The sequence below is a fragment of the Clostridium aromativorans genome, from assembly GCF_020908015.1.
GTDB classification, from domain to species: domain Bacteria; phylum Bacillota; class Clostridia; order Clostridiales; family Clostridiaceae; genus Clostridium_B; species Clostridium_B aromativorans.
The window spans coordinates 86,926-109,000 of record NZ_JAJJPB010000005.1; the positions used below are offsets into that span (position 1 = coordinate 86,926).

The window sequence follows — 22,075 nt, forward strand, 5'->3', positions numbered from 1 at the left end:
TATTTTATTATCTTTCACTTTAAGGTACTGATTACCTCTAAGCCTACTTTCACGAAAGATTTCGGTTAGAAACTCCGAGATGTTCTTCGATATAGATCTATATTGGACTTCCACCATTACCAATTCGCTTTGAATAGATTCTATATTTACTCTTCTCTTCATGGTCTTATAAATTTATACAGTTTTAATATCATAAATCTTCATTCTAAGATTATAATATTTATAAGATACATTGTCAACAATTAGTGTATAAATGTTTAATTTCTTATTTCAAATTCATCTATGAAAGTATAATAGTTTGGTTTAGTGATGGAAGTAAGCTTTATATATCGGGCATTTATAGGCTTGTCTAAGGTAAGATATATGGGATATCTTGAGCCATTTCTATCCGAAAAAGGTACAGAAGGTATTCTCAACAGTCCTACGGGGGTAAAATTTATTCCATCTTCAGATATACCAATAGAAGCCCTTTCAGGGAGTTCAGCCCAGGGAATAGGATCTCTGAGATAATCCACTACGAATTGCTGTACGGGTTGTATTTTGCCTAAATCTATATTTATATCTATAGGATCGTTATACCATCCTACGAAGTCACTGCTCTTTGAAGAGTTTATAGAAGAGTATTTACCATCTGTGAGTTTGATAAAATGTACATCATTATACTTTTCATGGGGCAAAGGCGTAATAGAGTACTTGCAGTTTTTAGAAAGCAAATGTGGTAATTTGGCGAAAGTATCAATATTAACGGATACTGAATTCGAAGGTTTTGAAACATTCCCTGAAAATCCAAGGGATCTTACTGTATAAGTGCAGGATTTTGTATTCTCTTTTAACAAAGGCATGTCTATAATAGATTTTGAAAACCCGTTGGGGTTGCCACCATATTTTCTCTGAAGCATAATTCTTGAAATCAAAATATTGTCCCTATATATTTCGTAGCCGCATATGTTATCGGTGTTTTTGGGAACAGACCAGCTTATTTTGAATTTGTTATTTTCCACAGTTGTTATAGTTAAATTTTGAGGACTGTCTAATTTTTTATAAGGGAGTTTTCCGTGCTCTACATAATATGAATATGCTTTATTAAATCCACTGTCTATATTATTGGGACTGTAATAGTGACTGTAGGAAAAGCATATTATGTTGTCTACACAGGGGCTCTCCAATGTGAGTTGTTTTAGGAATCTGTCTAAAGGTACACTGGAATTATTTACATAGTCGAAATTTTCGGCATTTGACCAAAATAACATGCCAGGTTTTTTAGCTACAGCTTTTTTTAAGGCAGTATACCAAGAATTGACTTCCTCTAAATTTAATCTTCCACTTCCTACAGAGTCTTGTGGGCAAAATATGTCTCCCTTTTTAAAATTGGTTTTTGAAAATAGGTACTGCCAATTTGAAGAATATTGATTAGCAGTACCAGCAGATGAATTCATAAATGGAGATAATAGTATAGGAAGACGCTCTCCTTTGGAATTAAGATGGTTTATGTGAATATTAATGGCATTGGCTAAATTTTTAAATTCACTTATTTTAGTGTATTTGGCGTTGTCGACTTCGTAGGGGAAATACCACCCGTAGAAGGCATTTGGATATTTAGAATGATACTTTTTATACAGATCATCGGCTACAACGTTAGCTCTTTCCATCTGTGAGTTTAGCCACAGGTAGTTGTCTGCAGGTACCTGCCACCAGTCAGTGTTAAAATTAGGTCCTATAAAAACTTTCATGTTTAGGTGCTCCGCATTTTTTAAACATAATTCCACAGGATCTATATTCCCATATATTTTTTTATATCCAGAGATATTATTTTTATAGCAAGTATTTGTTATATTCCCTTGAGTTTGGGACACGTTTGTTATTATTATATATTTCATTTTATTTTCTTTGAGATAATTCAATTCATTTTTCCAGTCATTGCTATTCCAATGTTGTGTCATATCCAGCTGTATAAAGCTTCCCGTTATTATAGGATAATTTCTATTAGATCTAAGAGGGCTATTGAAGTAAATGAGTCCAAAAGTAAAAATTAATATAATTAAAGCTATATAGAGGAATTTTTTATTCATCATGGTGATAGATTTTCCTTTCTTAATTCTAAAAATATTTAAATGTATTTTGCATTTAAATAATAACATATAAATTATAAAGGAGTAAACTTTTAAAGTTTACTCCGAGCTCTGTACAAAAAAATGAATTGCTGCATAGTTTAATTATGCAGTAATCCCTTTTGTAAATGTGTCTTAATATTCTGTACTCTGCAATGATCTTCCACATTTGATTTATTGTTTTGCAAATATAAAATAGCTTCCAATACACCACCAGCAATATTTCTTGCTTTGTCAGAAATTGTAAAGCAGTTCTTACGCTCAGAAGCCCTGGGATCTATATCAGCTATCTTAAGTCCCTTAAATACAGTACTGTTATCTCTTATAATACCTCTTAACACTCCTGTCAATGAGGCTTTTATTTTTACATTGTCTACTAGGGCTATGGTGCTGCCTTTTTTTACTAGATCTCCAATTTGCTTAATATTTTTTATGATTCCACTGCAGGGGCTGTATATCACTCGTTCTTTAGAAAAACCAAGTATACTTCCAGGGCATCCTGTGTCGGCCATGGCACAGCCGCTGTATATAACTCTTCCCAAATTGTGACCTCTCATGGTTTCAACAACTGCATTTACATCGTCACCTGCTTTAAAGCCAGGGCCTAGACCTATAGTTATATCTGCCATGTTTATATTTGTTCCTAAATTTTTTTTAGCCAGTATTGCATCAACTAAAATTTTAGGCCTTATGGTATTTAAACAATTACAGTGTGGATCTACCATTATAGGAACTCTGTTATTTATCCACGCATCATATATATTTTTCATATTTTTAGCATATACAGCGGTAATTCCTTCTATTGTAATCTTACCCTCGTATATTGCTTCGCTAAAAGATACCAATCTTCTAATAGAAGTGGGATTTTTAACTTCTAAAACCAGAACCTTAAAACCACATCTGTGAAGCTTTTGCACAGTACCTGAAGCAATATCTCCTCCTCCTCGAATTATCACAATATCATTACGCATATTAGATCACCCTTATTTTATATTTAATATATTTTTATAATCGTACGGTGTATCAATATCAAAAATAGGATATTGATTTTTTAATTCTAAAAAGATTATTTTATCAATGTTTTTATTTATTATAGATTTTCCACCAGTGTCACCGGTTAAATTCAGAAGTTCTTTTATATAGTCTTTTGGAAAAATGACAGGGGAACCAGGCCTAAGCTTGAATTTAGGTACTATAATAAAATGTCTATGAAATTTAAAGCACTGCACTAAATCGTTTATAGTATTTGAAGTTAGCATAGGCTGATCACCTGTGAAAAACATATATCCGTCAGCAGGGACTGAATTGATAATTCCGAGTTTTATAGATTGACTCTGACCAATGTAAGCCCTGTTGTTTTTTACAACATTTAACCCCTTTTTTTTAGCCAAGTTTATCACTTTTACATCTCGTGCAACTAGAATGACTTGATTAAAAGTACAATTTGCTATGGCATCAATAGTGTGTTCAAGTAATGGTTTACCCTTATAAGGTAAAAGCAGTTTATCGGTACCCATTCTATGAGAATATCCTGAAGCCATTATAATAGCATTGATCATTTAATTTATAGTTTACCCCCTTTAAAGTACCTCATAAATTTTATTTTTTAAGCTGCCCATAATTATTCTATCTATGTAATTATGAGGTTTAATGTTTTTCGATAATATTTTTGAAAATACTGTTGAATTTGTGTCTTCCACTTTGTTGATGAATAGAATTTTTTTACCCGATGATTTTTTAAATAAACCATTAGGATGAAGTATAAGTGAAATCAAATGATTTAATGAGACTTTTTCACCTAAGTGAGAATTAGTTAGTTCTATAAATCTATCAACTCTATGGATATTATCTGAATTGATTGTCTTACCTAAGCAAGTTATATCAATTATTCCAACAGTAATGTTGGTGCCTTTGAAGATTACAGGTTCGTTTTCTCTCCAACCTTTTAGAGATTTGCCTTTTGAACCATCTGCTTCTATTAATATATAGTCAAAATTATGAAGCTCTTTTATTAATGTATCTTCATCTAGTCCCGATATTTTTGAATTATTATCTAATATATTACCATAAACATAGATACCTTTTTCAGGTAATGTACAGCAGTGCAGAAAATTTTTTTTACCTATAGCCATAAAATCATACTGTTCTTTAGAGGGAACATAAATTTTTGTAGTAGTAAATAACAGTACTTTATTTTGAGATCTAAGTTCCTGTGCTAAGTTAAACATAAAAGAGGTTTTACCTCCAGCTCCAACTATTGATACAACGCAGTTTTTATATATACCCAACAAGTCTTTCAGCAATTTTTGAACACCTCGTTTATCAGTGTATTAAATATATATTACTGATTTCTATTAATACAAGCAATAAGTATACCTAAAGTATTTGATAAGCCATTGATATAATAATTATGTATGCTAAATTTAAAGATAAAGCAAAGGGTTAATTTTAAATTTATGGATATAAAATTGTGGTTGGAAAATAAAAAAACTATATTATAGGCAGTTCCATTATCAAATTGATAATTATATGTATATTTGATAAATTTCATAATGCTATAGGGTATAATAAAATCAAATTATAATTTTAGTATAAATATATCAAGATGATAATTTATTAGATCTAAAAAGGATTGATGTAATGATGGAAACTTCTTTTTTAAAGCAAATACAGCCTACAGTTATCAAGTATGCAAATATAATTTCAAAAACAATAAATGTAGATGTAGAAATAGTTGATAAGAATTTTTTAAGAATTGCGGGTACAGGTATCTATAGTCAAAAGACAGATGAAGATATTTCTACAGAAGGTTATGTATATAATCATGTTCTTAAAACTGGAGAAACACAGGTAATAGAAAGTCCAGGTAAAAATTTTTTGTGTAGGAATTGTAATAATAGGAAGCATTGTATTGAAAAAATGCAGGTTTCTATGCCTATAATTTATGAAGAAAAGATTATTGGGGTTATAGGATTTATATGCTCAGATGATGAACAAAAGCAGCGGGTAAAGAAAAATATAAAATCTTATCTGGAAATTTTAGAGCAAATATCAGATTTTATAAGAGCTAAGATATATGCCCATTTTGAAAATAAGAGAAACAATATGATGATAGATCTTTTAAAACAGGTTATAGATTCTGTGAATAAGGGTGTAGTGGTTTTGAGTGATAATAATGAAATTGTTCATATGAACAGCAGTGCGGCAGATCAGCTTAATATAGATCCGGATAAATTTAAACATAGTATAGATGTGACTGCAACTGGTGAATATATAGCAGGTACAGAAGTGTATACAGTTATAGTAAACAAGAAGAAATTATATTTAATGGGACAGTTGATTCCAGTATATCCGAGATTAGCCACCTATGATAGAATATTTATATTTGACAAAATAAAAAAATTAAAGGCGGATATGTATAAGGTAGCAAAAATACGAGAAGTTAAAGCTGATGATATTATAGGAAAGTCTAAAGTTATGATTAAATTGAAAGATAGGATAAAAAAGATGGCTTCTTCAAAATCCACAGTACTTATAACAGGAGAAAGTGGAACGGGGAAAGAATTGATCGCCAAAGCTATACATTCTGAAGGTGATAGGAGGAATAAGCCTTTTATAGCCATAAACTGTGGAGCTATACCTGATAATCTTTTGGAGAGCGAATTATTTGGATATGCCAGAGGTGCTTTCAGCGGGGCAGATCCTAGGGGAAGAATAGGAAAATTTGAACTGGCCAATGGGGGTATAATATTTTTGGATGAAATAGGTGATATGCCACTATATTTACAGGTGAAGATACTAAGAGTAATTCAAGAGAAAAAAATAGTCAGAATTGGATCCAACCAGCTTATGAATTTAGATATACGTGTTATAGCAGCCACTAATAGGGATTTAAAAAAACTTATAAAGGAAAATAAATTTAGAGAGGATCTATATTATCGTTTAAATGTCATACCTATGGAAGTACCACCTCTCAGGTGCAGGAAAGAGGATATAGAATTGCTTGCTATGAATATAATTGGGAAATACAATTATGCTTTTAATAAATCAATTCATGGCATTGATAGTAGAGCAAAACAGCTCTTAGTAGATTATTCCTGGCCGGGCAATGTAAGAGAACTGGAAAATACTATAGAATTTATGATGAATATGGCTGGCAAAAGTGGAATTCTAACTGTAGATATGCTTCCTGAAACTATTTTAAACTATAAGGGTCAGATAGATGAAAAAATTTTAGCACATGAATCGATAAAACCACTTAAAGAAGTTGAAAAAAAATATATATTGAAGGCTTTAGACTTGTATGGCTCTGATACGAAAGGCAAGCAAATGGCAGCAAATAAATTGGGTATAGGAATAGCTACCTTGTATAGAAAATTGGGAGGCATAAAATAATTTTTTATTGGTTATCATTATGATACTTTATTATCATAATGATAACCAAGATATTGTGTATTGTCGCATATTATACAGCGATATCTTTTGAATTTTAAATATCAACTTTTATAGAGTTTTTCTAAATTGTTATGGAACGATTATTGCTGTAGTTAATTGCGTAAAAAGTTATTATGAAGAGGAGACATAAATAAAATGGATAAAAAGATATTGTGGAAGAAAAATACTATCGGAGTAAAGGAAAAAAAATCTGTAGAATTTTTAAGTAAGAGGGAAATTGAAAAGGTTAAAAAATTTCATGAAAGTTTTCCCCAATATTCAGAAACACCTTTAGTGAATCTGAGCAATTTGGCTAAAAAAATTGGTTTAGGTGGTATATATGTAAAAGATGAATCCTATCGTTTTGGGCTAAACGCCTTTAAAGTTTTAGGAGGTTCTTTTGCAATGGGAAACTACCTGGCTCAAAAATTAAATAGGGATATATCAGAATTGGGATATGCCAAAGTCACTTCAGACAAAGTAAGAAAGCAATTGGGAGAAATTACTTTTATAACTGCTACAGATGGAAATCACGGGCGCGGAGTTGCATGGACGGCATCTCAACTAAAACAAAAATCAGTAGTATACATGCCAAAGGGCTCATCTCAAAGCCGTTTTCAGAATATAAAAAATGAAGGTGCAGATGTAACTATTACGGATTTGAATTATGATGATGCAGTTAGATTGGCAAATAAGCATGCAGAAGAGAATGGATGGGTAATGGTTCAAGACACCGCATGGGAAGGTTATGAAGATATCCCTACCTGGATAATGCAGGGATATGGGACAATGTCCTTAGAAGCATTGGAGCAGTTGAAAAAGTTAGAAGTTGAAAGACCAACTCATATATTTATACAAGCTGGAGTTGGTTCACTGGCTGGTTCGGTTCAGGGGTTCTTTGCATCTGCATTTGGAGAGAATTGCCCTAGGACAGTTGTAGTGGAGGCCGATGAGGCAGCTTGCCTGTATAAATCAGCTGTAGCAAATGACGGAAAAGTTAGATCCGTTGGAGGAGATATGCCTACTATAATGGCGGGACTTGCCTGCGGTGAGGCAAATACCATAGGCTGGGAAGTATTGAAGTCCTATAGCAGTGAATTTATTGCTTGTCCCGACTGGGTTACGGCTAAAGGAATGAGAGTTCTTGGAAATCCATTGAAAGGAGATACTAGAGTTATTTCAGGAGAATCAGGTGCAGTTACCACAGGGCTTTTATGTTCTATAATGACAAGAGACGATTTAAAAGGACTTAGAGAAGAGCTGGAATTAGATGAAAATTCAAAGGTACTTTTATTTAGTACGGAAGGCGATACGGATCCGGATAAATACAGAAGAATTGTATGGGATGGAGAATATCAGAGCATATAATTTATAAATATTGTAATCATAATATCTAATTTTTATATATTTTAGATATGTCAAAGAGGAGAGTAATATGTATAAATTCACTTTAAATGGAGTTCAAAAGATTGTAAGTGAAGATAAAAAGCTGTTAGATTATCTAAGAGATGATGAAAGGTTGACCTCAGTAAAGAATGGCTGTGGTGAAGGAGCCTGTGGAGCCTGCATGGTGTTATTAGATGATAAAGCAGCAAGGGCATGTTTGTTTACTTTGTCTAAAGTAGAAGGAAAAAATATAACGACTATTGAAGGCTTTACAGAAAGAGAAAGAAAAGTGTTTGCATGGGCTTTTTCTGAAGCTGGGGCAGTGCAGTGCGGTTTTTGTATTCCTGGGATGGTTATAAGTGCTAAGGCTCTTCTAAATAAAAATTTAAACCCAACTTCTAAGGATATAAAAGCCGCTATCAATGGTAATATATGTAGGTGTACTGGCTATGTAAAAATAGAAAAAGCTATAAAAATGGCGGCTAAGGCTTTTAGAGAAAAAATCAAGCTGCCTGAAAGAAATTTTAAGGGACTTGTAGGAGAGAGAATATACAGGGTTGATGCAGAGGACAAGATATTAGGCAGGGCAGAGTATTCGGGGGATATGTATGTAGATGGAATGCTATATGGTTCAGCTTTAAGAAGTAAGTATCCTAGGGCTTTAGTGAAATCAATAGATACGACAGAAGCAGAGAATTATCCTGGTGTTGTGGCAGTTCTTACGGCTAAAGATGTGCCGGGTAAAAGATATTCAGGTCATATAGTAAGTGATTGGCCGATTATGATTGCAGAGGGAGAGGAAACCAGATATTTAGGAGATGCTGTTGCCCTGGTAGCAGCGGAGACTAAAGAAGTATTGCAGAAAGCATTGGGTCTAATTAAAGTAGAATATGAAGAACTTAATCCATTGACGTCTCCTGAAGCAGCTATGGCAAAAAATGCACCTAAGATACATTCTAAAGGAAATATATTGTCAAGAGAAATTTTAAAAAGAGGAGATCCGGATAAAGTTATAGCAGAATCTAAATATGTAGTTACCAACAAGTATTCAGTCCCATTTACGGAACATGCTTTTTTAGAACCAGAGTCTGCATTAGCTATGCCATATGGGGAAGATGGAGTAAAGGTATATACTGGAACTCAGGGCATATATGATGATCGTAGGGAAATCTCAAGTATCCTGGGATTGCCTCCTGAAAAAGTAAGGATAATTAGCAAATATGTTGGCGGAGGATTTGGTGGGAAAGAAGATATGAGCGTGCAACATCATGCAGCTCTTCTGGCTTGGTATGCTAAAAAACCGGTGAAGGTCACTTTAACTCGTAGAGAAAGTATAATTGTACATCCTAAGAGGCATGCTATGGAAATGGAATTTACGACTTCCTGTGATGAAAATGGTATCTTAACAGCTATGAAAGCACGGATCATATCTGATACTGGTGCTTATGCTTCTTTGGGAGGACCTGTCCTTCAAAGAGCTTGTACACATGCGGCAGGACCTTATAATTATCAAAATATAGAAGTGGAAGGAATTGCAGTGTATACAAATAACCCTCCAGCAGGAGCTTTCAGGGGATTCGGGGTTACGGAATCTGCTTTTGCTACAGAATGTAATTTGAATCTATTGTCAGAAAAAGTTGGAATATCACCTTGGGAAATAAGGTATAAGAATGCTATTGAACCTGGAGAAGTACTCCCCAATGGACAAATAGCAGGAGATGATGTGGCTTTGAAGCAAACTCTTCTGGCGGTTAAGGATGAGTATGAAAAATATCCTTATGTGGGAATAGCTAGTTGTTTTAAAAACAGCGGTATAGGGGTAGGACTTCCGGATATAGGAAGATGTAGATTGACTGTAGTAGATGGAAAAGTGCATATAAGGACTAGTGCAGCTTGTATAGGTCAAGGTCTTGCGACTATGGTAACTCAAATACTTTGTGAAACTGCAGGTGTCACTCCAAAAGATGTAGTAGTGGATTCGCCTGATACGGAAATTACTCCAGATTCAGGTACAACTACTGCTTCAAGGCAGACGGTGTTTACAGGAGAAGCTGCCAGGTTGGCATCGCTAAAACTCAAAGAAGCCCTCGCACATGAGCCGCTGGAGAGTTTAGAAAATAAGGATTTTTATGGAGAGTATTCTGGAGTTACAGATCCTATAAATTCAGATAAACCCAACCCTATAAGTCATGTGGCCTATGGTTATGCAACCCAGGTAGCAGTTTTAGATGAAAAGGGAATAGTTCAAAAAATAATTGCAGCTCATGATGTAGGGAAAGCTATAAATCCAAGCAATATTGAGGGACAAATAGAAGGTGGAGTTGTTATGGGACTTGGATATGCTCTTACGGAAAATTATCCATTAAAAAATTCAGTACCTACAGCTAAATTTGGTACTTTAGGACTTTTTAGGGCACTGAAAGTTCCAGAGATAAAAACCATAATAATAGAAAATAATAATTCTTCTCTTGCTTGTGGAGCTAAAGGAATAGGAGAAATAACCTGCATTCCTACAGCACCGGCAATTCAGGGAGCATATTTAAAATTAGATGGAAAATTTAGAACCAAGCTGCCATTAGAAGATACGGCGTATAATAAAAAAATTTTAAAACATAATAAGAAATCCCTACACTAACGTGTAGGGATTTCTTATTAATTATTTTTTCCACAGCATTGTTTGTATTTTTTACCACTTCCGCAGGGACAGGGATCATTTCTACCTATTTTAATTTTATTAACCACTGTTTTGGAATTAACCCAATTTTTATGAATTTCTTTTCTCTTTTCTTTAGAAAATATGGAATTCCACTGGGGAAGTTTATATAAGTAATCTGCTTTTGCATCTAACATATTGTAATATAATTTTTCAAAATTAATTTCTATGTCAATAGTTGAAGTTCTCTTCAGATTTTCTAAATTTAATGGCTTCTCTATGCTTTGATTTATTCCATCTAAAAACCCTGTAAAAAATATCGGTGATATTTTAAATTTTTTAGCTAAATTTTCTATTGTTCCGCTTATGGTAGAGTTATGTTCTGATAATATTTCTGTATAAATGTTTCTTTCAATTGAACCATATTCTTTCCAAAAAGCGTTTTCTCCTTTTGCCTTCACAAAATCTACTACGGTATCTGTCCATTCTTTATATAAACTCATATATTATCCTGCTGCAGTATTTGGCAGCAAGTACCTCCTTTCAAAATTGAAAATAAATTTTAGATGTATCCTGGTATAAAAGTTTGTGTAAAGGTGATTTCAATAAATTCACTTATTATTTTTTTAAGCTTTCAATATCATTTTTACCAAGAGGTTTGGATAAATCAAAATTATCCCCCCAAATTTTAGAATCTTTGTTATCTATAAAAATTTTAACTTTTTTCACAGTTGGAAGTTGTTCAAGAGAAAAAACTATGCCCTTTAAACAAGCTTCTTCTTCTACCGGAGTCATTTTAGTATTAGCTTCCTTACTTAGATTTAAATAGGCAATATTATCTTTTATGGAAATACTCATAACTCTACTCTCTTTTGGAAGTATAGGTGCTAATCTGCTATTTACCGAGGGACCTTTTATCAGTTCATTTACTATTGTTTCAGCCAATAGCTCATCTTCTTTTATAACTCTGCTCTCCTTTGTAATTTCAACAGTATTTGGCTTACTTGAGGAATTGAAATAAACATCTAGATCCAATAAGTTAGTTTTTCCTTTTGAAAGTACTATATCTTTTTCTTTTTGTTTATTATTTATGCTCAGTTCATCTTTTTTTTCACAGGCAGTCAGTGTCAGAAAGGAAAATGCAATTATAGAACATATTGTCATACTGAAAATTCTTTTCATATATTACCACCTTTTTATTAAAAATTTATGAAGTTACTGGGCTCATCACGTTTTGCCATAGAAATATTTATATCTGATTTTAATTTAACTCCAGCTTCATTTAAGGTAGTTGCTACAGTTTGATAAGCTAGCTCAGGATAGTTGTTTATCTTACTTAAATGTCCCAGAATAATTCTTTTGAATTTTCCATTTAAGATATCTAAGATAGCTTTTCCACAATCATCGTTGGATAAATGTCCTATTTTACTTAATATTCTTCTCTTTAATTCATAGGGATATGGACCGAATTTTAACATTTCTACATCATGGTTGCTCTCTATAAGCAGTACGTCTGAATCCCTAAGTATAGCTTTATTTTCTTCTGAAATAAATCCTGAATCCGTTGCTACACAAGCTCTCTTACCATTGCAGTCAACAGCATATCCACAGGGATCTACAGCATCATGGGATATAGAATAGCTGATTATGTCCATATCTTTAATGCTAATATAATTATTCGTAATTATATTGAGATTGTTTTCTTTTATTTTTCCCACAGATTTCAACATAGCTTTCCATGTGAGAGTGTTAGCATATATAGGTATATTGTATTTTCTGGATAATACACCTACTCCCTTAATATGATCAATATGTTCATGGGTAACTAATATTGCATCTATTTCATTGGCATTATAGCCTATTTTTGCAAGACCTCTTTCTATGCTTTTGCCAGAAAGACCAGCATCTATTAAAATTTTGGCATGGCGAGATGCTAAGAATATACTATTTCCACTGCTGCCGCTGTACAAAGGACAAAAAATCATGTTAAAAGTCTCCCCATAAAAATTATTTAGAATAAGATACCCTTTTTATATCAGCACCTAAAGCTTTAAATTTATCTTCTATATTGGGATACCCCCTGTCAATATGTTCAATACTTAAAACTTCAGTAGTACCCTCTGCAATAAGTCCGGCTATGACCATTGCTGCACCGGCTCTTAAATCCGTAGCTTTTACTACGGCACCGCTTAGTTTGCTTACTCCATCTATAATTGCAGTTCTACCTTCTACTTTTATATTGGCACCCATTTTTTTCAACTCATCTACATGTTTAAATCTACTTTCCCATATGCTTTCATTTATAATACTCCTGCCTTTAGCTACGGTTAAAAGTGCACTGAGAGGCTGCTGTACATCAGTTGGAAAACCAGGATAGGGTTGAGTTTTAATGTTTACTCCCTTTAATTTCCCATTGGATTTTACGGTTATAGAATCGCCGTCTTCTATTACTTGGGCACCCATTTCTATGAGTTTTGCCGATATTGATTCCAGATGTTTTGGTATGATGTTTTGAATTTCTACTTCGCCGCCACATGCAGCAGCAGCGATCATATATGTACCTGCTTCTATTTGATCTGGAATAACGCTGTAGGAACATCCTCTCAATTCTTTTACCCCAACAATTCGTATCGCTTCTGTTCCAGCGCCCTTTATATTTGCTCCCATGCTGTTTAAAAAATTTGCTACATCTACTATGTGAGGCTCTTTTGCCACATTTTCTAAAGTAGTTATACCTTCAGCAAGTGTAGCAGCTAGCATTACATTTATAGTAGCACCTACACTTACCACGTCAAAAAATATGTTAGTTCCAACTAATTTGTCAGCGTTTACTATTACACACCCATGTTTAATTTCTACTTTAGCGCCTAAAGCTTCAAATCCCTTTATATGTTGATCTATGGGTCTGACACCTATGGGGCATCCTCCGGGCAGTTCAACTCTGGCTTTTTTAAATCTGCCTAGTAGAGCACCTATAAGGTAATAAGAAGCCCTCATTTTTCTTACATCATCTGTATTTGCATCTATACTATCTATGGTGGTACTATCAATTACCACCGAATTTTTACCTGTTTTTATTTTACAGCCTAAACTCTCAAGAATTCTTTCTATGCAGTGAACATCTTCTATATCAGGAATATTGTCGATTGAAGATACGCCCTTACTAGCCATTATTGAGGCTGGTAATATTGCAACAGCAGCATTTTTCGCGCCATTAATTTCTATAGAACCGGAAAGGGAATTTCCACCGTTAATTACCAATTTATCCATTCATATATCCATCCTTATCACAAATTTGTATTTATATAAAGTTTAGAAAATCTCAAAATTTAATTCATATTACACAAAATTTATTATATCATAATTCCATGCTATTTTAACACAAAATTTTAAAATATGAACAGAAGGTTTAAATAATTATTTGAAAATAAAAATCCAGTTTTAGCAATGATAAAACTGGATTTTTATGTGTAATATTATTTTAGATGAATATATATTCGAGGAATTACTCTTTTACAAAGCTTCCACAATCAGTACACTGAACATCCTTGGCCATTGACTCATGCTTTGTGACCTGTATTTTATTAAGTGTACAATGGTTGGTATCCTTTGCATGAAATTTGCACTCATTGACTATACATCCAATACTGTTATTGTGATCAGTATTCATAATAGCACCTCTTCTTTTATAAATTTTATAACAATAATATTTTTTCACCATTGAGTAGTTTATATACTGAAAAATTATTGAAATTTTTAACATTATGAAGCTGGTGATTCTGTGATATAATATTATAAAATGGCATTTGTATAATATTAATTTGGGGGACTGAGGAAATAATGAAATATTATTTAGTGGCCTTGTTTGATAAGGATTCTTATTCATATATTGAGCGCATACAAAAAAACATATGTAGAAAGTATAGATTGTATAAAAATATGCCAGTTTTACATATAACTCTTGAAGTTGTGGAAAATCCCGATATAGATAAATTTAATGAAATTGTTTCAGGGATATTGAAACCCTATAAGAAATTCAAAGTGGAGATAAATGGAGCTATTTGTTTTGAACCTCCCTATAAATCTGTGAATTTAAAAGTAGAAAATAAAGGATATATTATAAGATTGGCTAGACAGATAAATGAAAAATTGAGATTATATAAATTTGATGTTAGAAAAGATATAAGTAAATGGGATTTACATATATCTCTGGCTAATACCAATTACGCTATGAGAGAATGGAGTTCTAAGGAGTATTCAGCTGCATGTGAGAATGTAAAAAGACAAGGTGTCCACAAAATGGCAAGAATTGATAGAATAGCATTGTGGAAACCGATAAATAATAAAAAGGATATGCTGATAAAAAATTTTTATTTGAAAGATTTTTAGAATATTTCATATAAATGAGAGCAAGATTTGATCTTGCTCTCATTTATATATTTTAGATGTCCAATAAATTTTTTTTGTATATTGAATATAAATTTCTTAACTCGGACATCCTTTCCTCGGCTTCTATTTGAAGTTTAGAAACTTCCTCGTAATTTTTGTTTTCAGATGCAATTTTTATTCTTGAAAATAAACTTTTTTTAGAATAGGAATCTTTCATTAAATAATATCTTAATTCTTCTATTTTCATCCAATTTGCTACATCCAGATCCAGTGCTTTATCTATAGAATGAAGCATTTTATAGCCCCTTATTTCATCACAGAATTCGTTTATGATTCTATGATTTATTTCTATTAGCCACCTTTTTGTAGCACCAAGTTTAAAGCTATTTATCAATTTGTCATTTAATACATCATCTTTAACCAATACAGCTTTCTTCTCAGGATATTTATCAATAGCCGAGAGATTGTCATATACAGTAGCAGGAGCCTTGCCAAAGAATTTTTCTCTTTCTTCATCGGTAAAATCTTCAAATATATTCTCCTCACTTCTATAAGCTCTATCTTTTTCTAGATAATCTGCTTCCTCACCAGGTTTTTTAGAGAGCTCGGATAGAAGTTCATCTTCTGTTTTGTTATTTTTCAAAGCGTAATTTATACCGTCCATCATAGCCATATACAGTGCAGTCAAAGCTAGATAAGTATTGGTGCGTGGGTTTGGAGCTCTTAATTCAAACCTTGTAGCCAGTGGATTTTTTAAATCTCTTATTACACCTATAAGTACCGTTCTATTTCTTGAAGGTATATCAACAGAATGTCCTATAGAGGTTACAATACAAATTGGAGCCTCAAATCCTGGTTTTAATCTTCTAAGTGCATCAGTTGTAGAAGAAACAAAAGGATTGATGACTTCATAATTTTTAAGTATTCCCATTACGGAAGAATATCCAAAAACACTTAAAAAGTGTTCTTTAGTTGAAGAAAATAAATTTATTCTCTTATTGTTTTTCAATTTCAGAGCCAATCCTATGTGAGTGTGTTCGCCGCTGCCAGCTACCCCATCTATTGGTTTAGCAAGGAAAGTAACTTCAAGACCATTGTTCCTGAAAGTTTCTTTGACTATACTTTTTACAAGGAGCTCATTGTCAGCACACTGCATGGCATTAGAATATTTCCAATCTATTTCCAATTGCTCCATTATATGATTGAAATTTCCTGATTCATCGATTTTGGCTTTTACTCCACCTACTTCTTTATGGCCCATTTCCGGTTCCAGGCCATATGATTCCATAGTCAAAATAGTTTGTTCCAAGGCTGTCCTAACTACACCTTTTGTTCTAGTCCAATATTGTTCCTGAAGTACCTGAGATGTAGAAAGCTCCTCAATTTCAGCCTGATCGTTAGGTGTCTTTACCCAAAACTCTAATTCTGTAGCACAAGTAACAACTATGTCATCTATATCGTCATATTTTATGTTAAAAGGCGTTAGGGAATCAGGATGTTCTGTGAATAAATTTAGAAGGTTTGTTTTGAAGTGTTGAATACAGTTTTTCAAAGTGTATCTTGAATCTACAGCTTGATTTTCATGGTACAGAAAACAGGGAATTCTCAGTGTTCCGATAGGTTTTCCTGTTTCAGCATCCTTATTGTCCGTATTGTATTCTACATACCAGTTTACATCTAAGTCGCATACCATATCCACTTTTGCATTATTTAAGCTGGCAATTCCGGGAAGTACTACGGATGAGCCGTCAGTTTGGATTGCACCTTTTAAAAAGGCGTTTATGTCCTCAAGGAGAACTTTGATGGGAATTTTTTCGTCGGTGTCATTTCCAGAAAGGTCTATACCTACCAGGGATACGAATTTTATTTCTGGATGGGAAGTTAACATTTTCTTTAAATTTTCTTCAGAGTGCATTTCTTTAGGCACTATATAGATCAGATCTTTTAACATGGTGTTCCCTCCTGTGAATAATTTTTTAGAAGAGTATTTTAATACTCTAATCATTGTGCATAATAAATTTATGGTTTATATTTTTAAATTTTATATACCTATGATTTTATAATTAATATGTATGTATGTCAACACATTTTGAAGGAATTTAGACTTAAAATTGCAATATTGTTAATATACAAGTACCGTATATTTCACTAAAAGCATAAAATAAAAATTTTGTGTATATTTATACATATGTTTTAATATTTGTATACTTTAAATCTATAATATATAATATAAATGATAAAATATTATTTATTCAATTGGAGTTAATGAGGTGATAGAATGGAGTCAGAGAACAGACCAATTGGTTTTTTTGATTCTGGAATAGGTGGAATAAGTGTTTTAAAAGAGGCTGTTAAAATTTTACCAAATGAAAATTATGTATATTTTGGAGATTCAAAAATGGCTCCTTATGGTATAAGAACTGTGGAAAATGTAAAAGAACTTACGCTTAATGCTGTAAAATTCTTATTGAAGAAAGATATAAAGGCATTGGTTATCGCCTGCAATACTGCAACTAGTGCGGCTATAATAGACTTGAGAAAAGAATATAGCAAATACATGCCGGTAATAGGTATAGAACCAGCATTGAAGCCAGCTATGGAAATTAATAGAATAGGGAAAGTAGTGATAATGGCGACCACTATGACATTATCTGAAAAAAAATTTAATAACCTTATGAAAAAATATGATAAAAATTCAATGATAGAGCCGCTCCCTTGTCCTGGACTTGTGGAACTCATCGAACAGGGTATAATAAAGGGAAAAGTAATTGAAGATTATTTAAATCCGAAATTGCTTCCTTTGAAGAAACAGGGAATTGCAGCTGTGGTATTGGGATGTACACATTATCCTTTTATAAAGGAAAGCATATCTAAGATATTGGGTAATGATATACCTATAATAGATGGCAGCAAAGGTACTGTACAGCAACTTAAAAGGCAACTAATCAAGTATAACATTATAAATAAAAATATAGATAAATTGGGCAGTATAAAGATATTTAATTCTATGAATAGCCAGGACATTATAAAATTGAGCTATGAGCTTTTAAAAAGATAAATTGATCAGTATTTTATTTGAAAGTGATGTTTTGAAAGGATGATGTACATGTTTCTACAAAGTAATAAAGCCATAATTTTATATGGATTTGATAAAAATGATGAAAAGATTATAAAAGATATAGGCAGAGAATTTAATGTCAGCAATTTTAAAATAATAAAAAATCACATGACAGAAATGAAAATAAAAGACATATTATCTGGAAATTCAGGAGAACAATTAAAAAAACAGGATAATGTTTATTTTTTAAATGAAAAAGTAATATTATTTAATGATTTGACGGATAAACAGATAAATGGAATTATGAGAGAATTAAAAATTAAGATAGAGAGTACACCTATTTTGGCCGTGGTCACTGAAACTTCTGTAAATTGGAGTTTTAAGTATTTGTTGAATCATCTCCTCCAGGAGAGAGCATGGTTTAAGAAAAATAAAGAAGTTTCAAAATAGTATGATATAGTATGACCTTTTTAGTAATGGGAGGAAAAAATGAGTAGAATAGGAGAAAAAATAAAATCTGCAAGAATTAAATCGGGAATGAGTCAAAAAAAGCTTGCTAAGAAGTTGGGAGTTTCCGAAGGATTTATAAATGAAGTTGAGATAGGGAAAAAAATAGCTAATCAGGGAATAATAGATAGGATTTCTAAAATTTTAGGTAAAGATATGAATGATATAACAATGTCTTTTGAAGAACAGACACATGAGGTCAAAAAAGAAGAATTTTCTCCGATATATAATAATAAGAAAGAAAAAGTTAAGGATATTTGGAATGAAGCCTTTGGATCCGTTTTGAAAAAAGTACCTGTGTATAAATACGAAATGGATAAACCTATTGGGTTTAAACAACTTCCTCTGATTGAAAATAAAATAGAGGGATATGCACAGGACAAGGTTTTTTATTTGAAAATAGAGAGCGATGATATGGAAGGTTTTAGAATACAGAGAGGGGATTTGGCCTTTGCACATATTACGGGAGAAATTGAAAACAATTCTATATATTTGGTGGAGTATAATGACAGCAGAGTGCTGAGGCAGATAAAGAAATTGGATAACAATAAAATGCTTCTTATAAGCGGTAAAAACACTGTAAGAACGGAAACTATTGAAGTAAAAAGTTTAAATGTAATTGCAAAATTAGATAAAGTAGAGATTATGCTATAAATAAGCTGTACAGTTTAAATGGAACTTTTTATACATGAAGTCACACAAGGAGGATAAAAAAATGAAAGGTACTGTAATTGCCACATGGATGAGGACATGCAGGAAACTTTATGGTGATGAAACTGTAGATACTGCTATGGATAAAGTTGGATGGGGAGCATCTAAAATATTTTCACCTATTGAAAATGTAGATGACGCAGAGATAAAAAAGGTAATTGAAATTATAGCAAAAGATAATAATGAGGATGTAAAAACATTATGGAAAAAGATAGGTCTTGATAATATAAATGCTTTTTATAAAGATTATCCAGCTTTTTTCAAACATGAAAACTTGTATTCATTTTTGAGATCAATGTTTGATGTACATGTAGTTATGACTAAAAAATTTCCAGGAGCCAAACCACCTCTCGTAGTAATAAACCCTATATCATCTAAAACCGCTGTATTTGAATATAAATCTGATAGAGCCATGTTTGATTACCTTATGGGTATGATAGAAGGAAGCGCTAAATTTTTTGGAGAAAAGCTTGGAATAGAGAAAATCGAAGAAACAAATAATTCTGTAAAGTTTAAATTTACTTTTGATAAAGATATATATTATAAGAAAGTTTATGGGTTTAATAAACTGCTTTCTTTGGGATTTATAAAAAATGTTGGAATAAAAGTTGGAATATTCAGTTTGGTATTGTGCTTGATAGTGTCTGTTCCACTATTAGGGTTGAATAATTTATTTAAGTCTATAATAATCTCATTGGTAGCTTTTTTAGGAGCTTATATATCTGGTTCCATACTTATGAAACCTCAGTCTATTATAATGGATACGATGAATAAGATCAATAGAAATAATTACATTGAAGATGGGGATATAGAGACGAATGATTTTTTTGAAAACATATATGACCTTTTAAAGAAGCATAAGAAAACAATAAAATCAGATTTTGTGGGATTCAAAGGTGTAACTGATGAAATGAACACATTTGTGTTAAATATAGATAAAATATCCAATTCAATGAACAATACTTCAGGTGAGATATCTGATGTAGTAGAACAGGTGGCCAATTGTGCGGTAAATCAGGCAGAAAATACAGAAAAAGTGGTATCTGTATTGAATGACAACATTGAAAATTTAAAAATTATAGTGCAAAATGAAAATGGTAATAAGCTGGAACTTGAGAAATCTATGGATAAAATAAGCAACAGTTATAAAAACGTAGATAGTACAAGTAAAAATATATTGAGTACTTTGGAAAGTTTTAAAAAAGTCAGAGATATGGGAACTGAACTTCAATCAAAGGCAAAGGATATAACAGGTATAGTTTCCATAGTTTCAGGAATTTCAGAACAGACTAATTTATTGGCTCTCAATGCATCTATTGAAGCTGCTCGTGCTGGAGAGCAGGGTAAAGGGTTTGCAGTGGTAGCTGAAGAAGTGAGAAATCTGGCAGAACAATCTCAGGATGCCGTAAAAGATATAAATTCCAACTTGGTTAAATTTGCAGAAGATATAAAGGAACTGGTGAAGAATATAGAGGAACAGTTCGATATACTGAAACTGGAAAGTGATAAGCTTCAAAATGTAAGAGATATAAGTTATGAAGCTACAGATTCTATAGAGAAGGTTGCTTCTTCCATGATAAAAACTATAAATAAGCTAACTGAAGAATCGGATTCTATATCTGGGATATATGATAATATGGAATCTCTGGCAGCAATTGCAGAGGAAAACTCAGCGTCTTCAGAGGAAGTTAGTGCCAATGTGTCCAATTATACTAATGACATTAAAAATCTTATGGGCAGTATAGGTGAGTTTAAAAAGATAACAGAATCCTTTAAATCAGAACTGGATAAATACAAAATATGAAAATTTGAGAACTGACTAATAAATAGATATTTGATATATTTTTTAGTCAGTTTTTAATAGAATTAATTATACTCCCTGTAGATCAAAATCAGGTACAAAGTCTTCGGAACACGTACCGTTTTCTTGAATGAACGCATTTTTTATTCCAAGTGAAATACAATAATTTATGAGGGAGTCATAATGTTTAGGATTTAATGCTCTATTTATTTCTGGAAATTTGTAAGCATGATACACGGGGGTATATTGATTCATGATGCTTATATATACTGAATTTCCAAAAGTGTTATAGATATAATCCATTATCTTTTTTGAGTCAAATAGCAGACCTGGGATCATAAGATGACGTATTATTAGTCCCTTTGTTATAAGACCGGAACTATTAAATGTTACACTTCCTACCTGACGATACATTTCTTTTATAGCTCTCGAAGCACAATTAAAATAGCCAGGTGCATTGGAATACTTTATAGCATATTTATTACTAAAGTATTTTAGATCGGGAAGATATACATCTATGTATCCCTCAAGAGCTTTTAATGCTTCTGTAGTCTGGTAACTATTGGTGTTGAAAAGTATGGGAAGGGTAAGTCCCTTTGATTTAGCTATATCAAGTGCCTGAACTATTTGGGGTATATAATGGGTGGGAGTGACTAGGTTTATGTTATGTGCCCCTCTTTCCTGCTGTTCTAAAAATATGTCACTGAGTCTTTCTATAGATACTTCTTTACCTATATTTTCAGAACTTATGCTGTGATTTTGGCAAAATACACATTTTAAATTACAATGGCAAAAAAATACGGTACCTGAACCAATACTTCCTGAAATACAGGGTTCTTCCCATTTGTGAAGAGAGACCTTGGCTATTTTTACATTTTTACCAGCATTACAAAAACCAATGTGTCCTTTTAATCTGTTTATCCTGCAATTTCTAGGGCATAGGTTACAGCTTTTAAGAGTATCTATCATGAAGAACACTTCTTTCCTAATGTTTATATAATAATATGTTAAAATATATTCTCTATTTT

At 32.4% G+C, this 22,075-nt stretch carries 19 protein-coding genes and 1 other annotated feature (1 of these 20 cut by a window edge); of the genes, 8 read left to right on the forward strand and 11 right to left on the reverse strand.

All coding sequences use genetic code 11. The annotated features are described in order from the left end of the window. Positions 1-171: a binding site (T-box leader), on the reverse strand (it extends 76 nt beyond the left edge of the window). Between the two features lie 86 nt (positions 172-257). From LN736_RS06460 to yqeC, 4 genes are all read right to left on the reverse strand, one after another. After that, positions 258-2,072 carry a DUF4434 domain-containing protein gene (locus LN736_RS06460; protein ID WP_229981238.1) on the reverse strand — a complete coding sequence of 605 codons (1,815 nt, stop codon included), beginning with the start codon at positions 2,070-2,072 and terminating at the stop codon, positions 258-260. Positions 2,073-2,209: 137 nt separating this feature from the next. Next, entirely contained in the window at positions 2,210-3,079 is an 870-nt protein-coding gene (gene yqeB / locus LN736_RS06465; RefSeq protein ID WP_179978188.1) for a selenium-dependent molybdenum cofactor biosynthesis protein YqeB, read from the reverse strand. 12 nt (positions 3,080-3,091) lie between these two features. Then, entirely contained in the window at positions 3,092-3,667 is a 576-nt protein-coding gene (gene mocA, locus LN736_RS06470; RefSeq protein WP_179978187.1) for a molybdenum cofactor cytidylyltransferase, read from the reverse strand. Positions 3,668-3,688: 21 nt separating this feature from the next. Further along, a complete protein-coding gene (gene yqeC, locus LN736_RS06475) occupies positions 3,689-4,411 on the reverse strand; it encodes a selenium cofactor biosynthesis protein YqeC (RefSeq protein ID WP_236035256.1) in 723 nt (240 codons plus the stop codon). Between the two features lie 337 nt (positions 4,412-4,748). Here yqeC and LN736_RS06480 point away from each other — a divergent pair, with 337 nt between their 5' ends. The 3 genes from LN736_RS06480 to xdh all read left to right on the forward strand — a co-directional run bounded on the left by LN736_RS06480 (position 4,749) and on the right by xdh (position 10,563). Then, the gene (locus LN736_RS06480; protein ID WP_347562623.1) at positions 4,749-6,503 is read left to right on the forward strand and encodes a sigma-54 interaction domain-containing protein; all 1,755 of its coding nucleotides are present in this window, start codon (positions 4,749-4,751) and stop codon (positions 6,501-6,503) included. A 195-nt stretch (positions 6,504-6,698) separates the two neighbouring features. Further along, positions 6,699-7,910, forward strand: a complete 1,212-nt coding sequence (dpaL, locus tag LN736_RS06485) for a diaminopropionate ammonia-lyase (protein WP_229981239.1) — start codon at positions 6,699-6,701, stop codon at positions 7,908-7,910. Between the two features lie 67 nt (positions 7,911-7,977). Beyond that, a complete protein-coding gene (xdh, locus tag LN736_RS06490) occupies positions 7,978-10,563 on the forward strand; it encodes a selenium-dependent xanthine dehydrogenase (RefSeq protein ID WP_229981240.1) in 2,586 nt (861 codons plus the stop codon). A gap of 17 nt (positions 10,564-10,580) precedes the next feature. Here the strand turns inward: xdh and LN736_RS06495 are convergent, their stop codons facing one another. The 5 genes from LN736_RS06495 to LN736_RS06515 all read right to left on the reverse strand — a co-directional run bounded on the left by LN736_RS06495 (position 10,581) and on the right by LN736_RS06515 (position 14,251). Then, entirely contained in the window at positions 10,581-11,084 is a 504-nt protein-coding gene (locus LN736_RS06495) for an SEC-C metal-binding domain-containing protein (protein WP_150358005.1), read from the reverse strand. Between the two features lie 115 nt (positions 11,085-11,199). Next, positions 11,200-11,763, reverse strand: coding sequence for a GerMN domain-containing protein (locus LN736_RS06500; RefSeq protein WP_150358006.1), 564 nt, complete (start codon positions 11,761-11,763; stop codon positions 11,200-11,202). A gap of 17 nt (positions 11,764-11,780) precedes the next feature. Then, positions 11,781-12,566 (reverse strand): MBL fold metallo-hydrolase, encoded by a 786-nt coding sequence (locus LN736_RS06505; protein ID WP_150358007.1) that lies wholly within the window; start codon positions 12,564-12,566, stop codon positions 11,781-11,783. A gap of 22 nt (positions 12,567-12,588) precedes the next feature. Then, positions 12,589-13,851 carry a UDP-N-acetylglucosamine 1-carboxyvinyltransferase gene (locus LN736_RS06510; protein ID WP_150358008.1) on the reverse strand — a complete coding sequence of 421 codons (1,263 nt, stop codon included), beginning with the start codon at positions 13,849-13,851 and terminating at the stop codon, positions 12,589-12,591. Between the two features lie 235 nt (positions 13,852-14,086). After that, complete coding sequence (locus LN736_RS06515; RefSeq protein WP_150358009.1) at positions 14,087-14,251, reverse strand: DUF1540 domain-containing protein; 165 nt, start codon at positions 14,249-14,251, stop codon at positions 14,087-14,089. A 170-nt stretch (positions 14,252-14,421) separates the two neighbouring features. Here LN736_RS06515 and LN736_RS06520 point away from each other — a divergent pair, with 170 nt between their 5' ends. Further along, a complete protein-coding gene (locus LN736_RS06520; protein WP_150358010.1) occupies positions 14,422-14,970 on the forward strand; it encodes a 2'-5' RNA ligase family protein in 549 nt (182 codons plus the stop codon). Between the two features lie 52 nt (positions 14,971-15,022). Here LN736_RS06520 and LN736_RS06525 read toward each other — a convergent pair whose 3' ends face one another. After that, a complete protein-coding gene (locus tag LN736_RS06525) occupies positions 15,023-16,921 on the reverse strand; it encodes a type I glutamate--ammonia ligase (RefSeq protein ID WP_150358011.1) in 1,899 nt (632 codons plus the stop codon). 327 nt (positions 16,922-17,248) lie between these two features. Here LN736_RS06525 and murI point away from each other — a divergent pair, with 327 nt between their 5' ends. The 4 genes from murI to LN736_RS06545 all read left to right on the forward strand — a co-directional run bounded on the left by murI (position 17,249) and on the right by LN736_RS06545 (position 21,050). Beyond that, complete coding sequence (gene murI, locus LN736_RS06530) at positions 17,249-18,028, forward strand: glutamate racemase (protein ID WP_150357201.1); 780 nt, start codon at positions 17,249-17,251, stop codon at positions 18,026-18,028. Between the two features lie 48 nt (positions 18,029-18,076). Beyond that, the gene (locus LN736_RS06535) at positions 18,077-18,478 is read left to right on the forward strand and encodes a DUF3783 domain-containing protein (protein WP_179978184.1); all 402 of its coding nucleotides are present in this window, start codon (positions 18,077-18,079) and stop codon (positions 18,476-18,478) included. Positions 18,479-18,517: 39 nt separating this feature from the next. Further along, positions 18,518-19,189: an XRE family transcriptional regulator gene (locus LN736_RS06540; RefSeq protein ID WP_150357203.1), complete on the forward strand. Its 672-nt coding sequence runs from the start codon at positions 18,518-18,520 to the stop codon at positions 19,187-19,189. Between the two features lie 61 nt (positions 19,190-19,250). Beyond that, the gene (locus LN736_RS06545) at positions 19,251-21,050 is read left to right on the forward strand and encodes a heme NO-binding domain-containing protein (protein WP_150357204.1); all 1,800 of its coding nucleotides are present in this window, start codon (positions 19,251-19,253) and stop codon (positions 21,048-21,050) included. Positions 21,051-21,116: 66 nt separating this feature from the next. On the opposite strand, the gene LN736_RS06550 is transcribed toward LN736_RS06545, so the two are convergent. Beyond that, the gene (locus LN736_RS06550) at positions 21,117-22,016 is read right to left on the reverse strand and encodes a radical SAM protein (RefSeq protein ID WP_150357205.1); all 900 of its coding nucleotides are present in this window, start codon (positions 22,014-22,016) and stop codon (positions 21,117-21,119) included. Positions 22,017-22,075: the final 59 nt, after the last annotated feature.

Bases quoted from the DNA above. Each gene is read 5' to 3' on its own strand.
- LN736_RS06460 (WP_229981238.1), bottom strand. From the start codon at position 2,072: ATGATGAATAAAAAATTCCTCTATATAGCTTTAATTATATTAATTTTT.
- yqeB (WP_179978188.1), bottom strand. From the start codon at position 3,079: ATGCGTAATGATATTGTGATAATTCGAGGAGGAGGAGATATTGCTTCA.
- mocA (WP_179978187.1), bottom strand. From the start codon at position 3,667: ATGATCAATGCTATTATAATGGCTTCAGGATATTCTCATAGAATGGGT.
- LN736_RS06480 (WP_347562623.1), top strand. From the start codon at position 4,749: ATGATGGAAACTTCTTTTTTAAAGCAAATACAGCCTACAGTTATCAAG.
- dpaL (WP_229981239.1), top strand. From the start codon at position 6,699: ATGGATAAAAAGATATTGTGGAAGAAAAATACTATCGGAGTAAAGGAA.
- xdh (WP_229981240.1), top strand. From the start codon at position 7,978: ATGTATAAATTCACTTTAAATGGAGTTCAAAAGATTGTAAGTGAAGAT.
- LN736_RS06495 (WP_150358005.1), bottom strand. From the start codon at position 11,084: ATGAGTTTATATAAAGAATGGACAGATACCGTAGTAGATTTTGTGAAG.
- LN736_RS06500 (WP_150358006.1), bottom strand. From the start codon at position 11,763: ATGAAAAGAATTTTCAGTATGACAATATGTTCTATAATTGCATTTTCC.
- LN736_RS06505 (WP_150358007.1), bottom strand. From the start codon at position 12,566: ATGATTTTTTGTCCTTTGTACAGCGGCAGCAGTGGAAATAGTATATTC.
- LN736_RS06510 (WP_150358008.1), bottom strand. From the start codon at position 13,851: ATGGATAAATTGGTAATTAACGGTGGAAATTCCCTTTCCGGTTCTATA.
- LN736_RS06515 (WP_150358009.1), bottom strand. From the start codon at position 14,251: ATGAATACTGATCACAATAACAGTATTGGATGTATAGTCAATGAGTGC.
- LN736_RS06520 (WP_150358010.1), top strand. From the start codon at position 14,422: ATGAAATATTATTTAGTGGCCTTGTTTGATAAGGATTCTTATTCATAT.
- LN736_RS06525 (WP_150358011.1), bottom strand. From the start codon at position 16,921: ATGTTAAAAGATCTGATCTATATAGTGCCTAAAGAAATGCACTCTGAA.
- murI (WP_150357201.1), top strand. From the start codon at position 17,249: ATGGAGTCAGAGAACAGACCAATTGGTTTTTTTGATTCTGGAATAGGT.
- LN736_RS06535 (WP_179978184.1), top strand. From the start codon at position 18,077: ATGTTTCTACAAAGTAATAAAGCCATAATTTTATATGGATTTGATAAA.
- LN736_RS06540 (WP_150357203.1), top strand. From the start codon at position 18,518: ATGAGTAGAATAGGAGAAAAAATAAAATCTGCAAGAATTAAATCGGGA.
- LN736_RS06545 (WP_150357204.1), top strand. From the start codon at position 19,251: ATGAAAGGTACTGTAATTGCCACATGGATGAGGACATGCAGGAAACTT.
- LN736_RS06550 (WP_150357205.1), bottom strand. From the start codon at position 22,016: ATGATAGATACTCTTAAAAGCTGTAACCTATGCCCTAGAAATTGCAGG.